Origin of the sequence: Mesorhizobium sp. M1322 (assembly GCF_040318085.1) — a bacterium.
Taxonomy (GTDB): domain Bacteria; phylum Pseudomonadota; class Alphaproteobacteria; order Rhizobiales; family Rhizobiaceae; genus Mesorhizobium.
The window spans coordinates 1-4,811 of the sequence record NZ_JAMYLP010000172.1 but is presented as its reverse complement, the minus strand read 5'-3'; the positions used below and the strand labels follow the sequence as shown (position 1 = coordinate 4,811).

4 protein-coding genes are annotated in these 4,811 nt (G+C 61.9%); all 4 read left to right on the top strand.

Annotated elements, in window-relative coordinates:
* Positions 1–203: hypothetical protein (locus NKH12_RS29945; protein WP_352956407.1), on the top strand; the 203-nt coding region annotated here is incomplete at its 5' end.
* Between the two features lie 291 nt (positions 204–494).
* Positions 495–1,583, top strand: coding sequence for a hypothetical protein (locus tag NKH12_RS29940; RefSeq protein ID WP_352956406.1), 1,089 nt, complete (start codon positions 495–497; stop codon positions 1,581–1,583).
* Between the two features lie 36 nt (positions 1,584–1,619).
* Entirely contained in the window at positions 1,620–2,765 is a 1,146-nt protein-coding gene (locus NKH12_RS29935; protein ID WP_352956405.1) for a hypothetical protein, read from the top strand.
* Between the two features lie 24 nt (positions 2,766–2,789).
* Positions 2,790–4,700 carry an AAA family ATPase gene (locus NKH12_RS29930; protein ID WP_352956404.1) on the top strand — a complete coding sequence of 637 codons (1,911 nt, stop codon included), beginning with the start codon at positions 2,790–2,792 and terminating at the stop codon, positions 4,698–4,700.
* Positions 4,701–4,811: the final 111 nt, after the last annotated feature.

Below are 4,811 nucleotides of genomic sequence, written 5' to 3'. Positions count from 1 at the left end.
CGGGCGCCCCCGCGCCGGCTCCCACACCCCCCCCGCCGCCCCCCCCCCCGCCACCCCCCCCGGCCCCCCCCCCCCCCCCACCCTCCCCCCCCCCCCCCCCCCCGCCCGCCCCGCCCCCCCCCCCCCCGCTTCAGTTCTCGTTGTTATGCGTGTCGTTGTCCCAAAACCGCTGTGCACTTTTGGGCGACATGGATCAAGCCTGACCAGCCGCGTTGCGTGCGCATGGATCGAACGGTGCGAGGAGAGGCGGAAAGAACCGCAGCAAGAACAACCGCGATCGGTGAGCTATTCGTTGCTTTGTGACGGCAGTTACGCTATTGGTTTGGGTATGGTGCTGATTGCGCCAACGACCCGCCGCCGAGGCGGGTTTTTTGTGTCGGGTTTCGGCGCTATCCTTCGCAAACTCCTAATCTTCCGCCTTTCCTTCCCCCCTTGCCATACATATATTCGCGGCGGTTCGCGACACGAAACAGATGCCGAAGCGGGAGGCCCCTATGGCGACATTGCAGAATTTCGATGCCGAAATTGCCAAGACCAAGCAGGTTGTGCAGGACATGCGCACGAAAATCGAGCAGTCCGGCACCGTGCTCGACACGCTCGCCAAGACCGACAAGAAGATCGGCGACGCCAATTTCGACCTCGAGAACGCCCGCATCGAGGATGTGCTGAAGCAGCAGAAGGTGATGGAAGGCAACATCGCCGACCTGATCATCGGGCTGGAGGATGCCACCAACGTCTTCGGCGCGGAATTCGAGAGCATGAAGAACTACACCGGCTGGGAAAGCTTCGTCGGCATATTTTCCGACCAGAGCAAGCAGCGCATGCGCACCGACCGTGTCCGCAACATGTCGCTGGCCGGCAATCTGCAGGAGCTGCTGGCGAAATCCGACACCATTGTCGGCATCCTCAAGGCGCAGAAGCAAATCCTCGACCAGCGTTACAAGACCTCCGAGGCCAGTCTGTCGCAGGTGATCGAGCGCCGCAAGGCAACCATGTCCAATCTGGAGACCGTGCAGAAGCGCATCGAGGAGCTCAATCCGATGCTGCTCGACATCGAGAACAAGATCGCCGCCTCGACCAGCCAGAAGGAGCGCACGCAGCTTGAGGGCGAGCGTTCGAAACTGGCCACGGAATACAACGAGAAGCAGGCCAAGGAGCAGGAGCTGCTGGCCGAAAGCCAGACGCTGGAGCGCTACACCTCGATGTTCCAGACCTTCGTCGATTCGCTCAACAACCAGATCGCCGCGCAGTCGACGCTGATCAACAAGCTGACCATCGATACCGAGCAGCGCATCGTGCTCTACAAGGCGCTGGAAGATTCGCTGAAGACCGCCGCCCAGCAGGACGTCGCCCACAAGATCAACACGCTGGGCAGCCAGGTCGACAACACCGCCGAGGAAACCATGGCCGGCATCGGCGCGGCCTCGCAGAAGCACATCGGCGATCTCCTCGAAATGCACGAGAAGAACATGGTGGCGACCGCCGATATCCAGCGCCGCAAGAAGCTGGCCGACGATGCCTTCGCCCGCCGCTTCGACGATGTGATGAAGAAGCACAATTCGGCCAATTACGTGCAGCCGTAATTTGCTGCACGTGCACTGCTCCCAAGGGCTGGCTGCATGACCCCCGAAAACGAAGCGGCAACGCGTTATTTCTCGGCGATCACGGCGGCACTTAGCGGCCTCGAAGTGTTCATGCGAGACGATCGCTCGCCGCTCTACCGGCACGGCATCGTCGCCAAGATCGTCGCCGAGTACATTGCACGGCTCGACAACTCGTTTTCCTGCTGGCGCAACCGGCTGGGTTTCATGGAGACGTTCCGAATTTCGCGCGCTGAAAGCGGCTTTCCGGTCTTCCAGAACGTGCTCGAGCTGGAGAACGATCGCCGCCAGGCCGATACGCGTCTCGCCAACATACCGCTGGCAGACGAGTTGCGCGAGGAAATGGCCGACTTCATCCTGCGCCACAAGGAATTCCCCGAGGCGCTGCAGAAGTCGATGGCCGAGCGGCTCTACCTGGAAGGCGTCAGGAGCGAGACGACCTTCGGGCCGTTCACATTAGCGCAGACGGCAAAGGTCTCGGTCAATCCGAAGACCGGGCGGCCTTACTACCTCGTCCATTGGGCGGCCTTCGACGGCAGCGCCAACCTGCCGCTGGTCTACATGGTGACAGTCGAGGATTCTTCCGAAGAGATGATCGGGCAGCTTGTCGACCGCAACGGCAAGCTCAACGACAAGGTCGACATTCCGCTCCCCGTGGAAGGCCTGCTCAATCCCGAGCTTGCCCATCGCTTCGACGACTTCACCGAGAAGAATTCCGCCTATTCGCTGTCGCCGGCGACGATCGCCGTCAACCTCGACAAGGATTTCGAGCAACTCCACCCCAAGCAGCTGCGCCGCGTCGTGCTCGGCCCGTTCTATTCGGCCGGGATCACCGACAACAATTCGACGGTGAGCGACGTTCTGGACAAGGTGCGCAAGCCGGAAAACGCCTGGCTGCTGACCTGGACCATCCAGGAGGTCTACTCCAAGGCCGAAAAGCCGGGCCGTAAGGGTCTGTTTTCGAGCGAGAAGACGACGCAGGAATTCTTCATCGACACCGACGATCTTGAGGCGGCGCGGCAAGGCGTGTCGAGCTACGAGAAGCATGCGCTGATCCCGCATGAGGCCTATCAGGCGCTCTACGCCGCCGGCGAGGCGCAGAAGATCTTTTCCGGCTACAAGGTCCACATCCTGTCCAAAGGACAGGTCATCAGTGACGTCTGACCGTCAAACCGCGGAGCATCCTTCATGGACACCGGCCTGACCACGATTTCGGAAGCGGCAATCGAAAAGCATCGCGCCACGGCGCAGAGCTTCATCACCCGCATCGTCGTGCTGGAGGATCCGACGCGGGAATCCGGTACCGCACTGGCTGGCACCAACCGCCGCTTCGTCTCGACCGTCTCGGCCGGCTCGGTGCGCCGCACCCGCGAAGTCGACCTTTCGAAAACGGTAGCCGCCGTCCATCCCGACGACCAGTTGCTGAGCATTGCACAGCACATGCTGCTGTTTCGCACCCGGCGCGGGCTGGCGATCGCGCTGGCCATCGCTGATGTCTTCGCCGAAGGCTCAGATCTCGAGAGCCTGAAGGCGAAAAACGCCCGCGCCCCGCTCGAAGGCGACGAGGCCGCCACCTTCAAGAAGCTGCTGTCGGCTTCGGCCTATATTTCGGCCTTCAGCCTCGCCTCGTATTTGTTTCAGCTGATCGACAGCGACGGCGAGGCGCCGAACGACACGGCCGAGCCGGACTTCTTGTTCGACACGCCGCAGGACGCGGTGAAGTCGATTGTTGCCGGCCTCGACAGGGCGATATCAGGCGCGAAGGACGACGCCGACCTGATGACCCGGGCGCGCGCCTTCGCCCGTGTCGCCATTGACGGGCTTTTGGCGCGAAAGGGCCGCTTCGACGGCATCGGTCCGTTCGAGAACGCGCATATCCGCATCGACGTCGACGACTTCACCCTTGACGGCTTCGACGTCGCACCGGGCAAGCGGTCTACGCCGCTGGTGATGACCTTCAAGAAGCCCGAAGAGGTCGTCGGCAACCACATCGCCAAGTACCAGTCGGTCAAGCTCGCCAAGATGCTGATGGCTTACGATTTCGAGCGCGAGCTGAACCCGTTCGTCGAGCTCGGTGGCTTCCTGTTCACCTTCATCGGCGACGGCGCGCCGGGCACCGGCAAGACGACGCTGATCCAGATGATCGCCGGTCTCGTCAACGGCTACTGCCAGGTCGCCGGCTATCCCTTCGCCTACGAGAATTTCGGCGTCGACCAGATCTCCTCCTACCAGGGCAAATCGGGCCAGAACTGCCGCCAGTTCATCAACAATGTGCTGAACCCGCGCGTCATCGGCTTCGGCACCATCGACGACATCGATCAGGTGGCGGCGCGCCGCTCCGACGATCGCGCCTCGGCCGGCCAGCAGGAAATCACCGGTGTCCTGATGGACGCGTTCGCGGGTGCCGGCACCGTGGTGCGCGGCAACTGCTCCTTCGGCATGTTCTCCAACTATCCCGAAAACGTTGACGATGCGCTGCGTCAGCGCGCCGGCGCCCGCTGGCTGGTCGATGGGCCGCAAACGCGCGACGACTACATCGACATCTTCGTGCTGCTCGCCGGCAAGAACCACAAGATCCCGCTCGGCGACCACAAGCTCTACGCCGCCCAGGAAATCCAGCGCGCGGTGATGGAAGCCTATGAAGAGCATGAAAAGCCTAAGGAGGACGGGCTGATGAAGGTCTATGACCGCTACATGAAGGAGAACGGCGCACCGAAATCGATGGCCGACATCGGCACCTATCTGCACATGATCAAGGAGGCCGAACCGCGCTTCACCGGCCGCGCGATCAAGAACGTCACCGACGCGATCAAGATGCGCGCCATGGACATCGAGCTGCCGGACGAATGGTTCGAGAAGCCGGAAGTCTTCATGCACAAGAGCTACGACGACAAGAAGGCGATGATCGAGGAACTGCGCGGGCCGTTCTCGATGGACATGGTGATGCAGGAGGTCAACCGCTACGCCGACTCGGAGTTCCGCTATTCCGACAAGTCCGACGACGCGGCGGTGACCAAGATGATCCGCGACACCCGCCTGCGCGACCGCGCGGTGCGCGAGATCGAGGAGCTGAAGGCCAAGGGGAACTGGAATGCGTGAGCCTGGCGCTTCTCCCTTCTCCCCGTTTACGGCAGGGCTGTCCGGGGAAAGTTTTGAGTGAATCGAAATGCCACATGTGCATGCCCCGTAAAACGGGTTTTGTCCGTCTTC

Coding starts and splice junctions, on each gene's coding strand:
- NKH12_RS29930 (WP_352956404.1), top strand. CDS start 2,790: ATGGACACCGGCCTGACCACGATTTCGGAAGCGGCAATCGAAAAGCAT.
- NKH12_RS29935 (WP_352956405.1), top strand. CDS start 1,620: ATGACCCCCGAAAACGAAGCGGCAACGCGTTATTTCTCGGCGATCACG.
- NKH12_RS29940 (WP_352956406.1), top strand. CDS start 495: ATGGCGACATTGCAGAATTTCGATGCCGAAATTGCCAAGACCAAGCAG.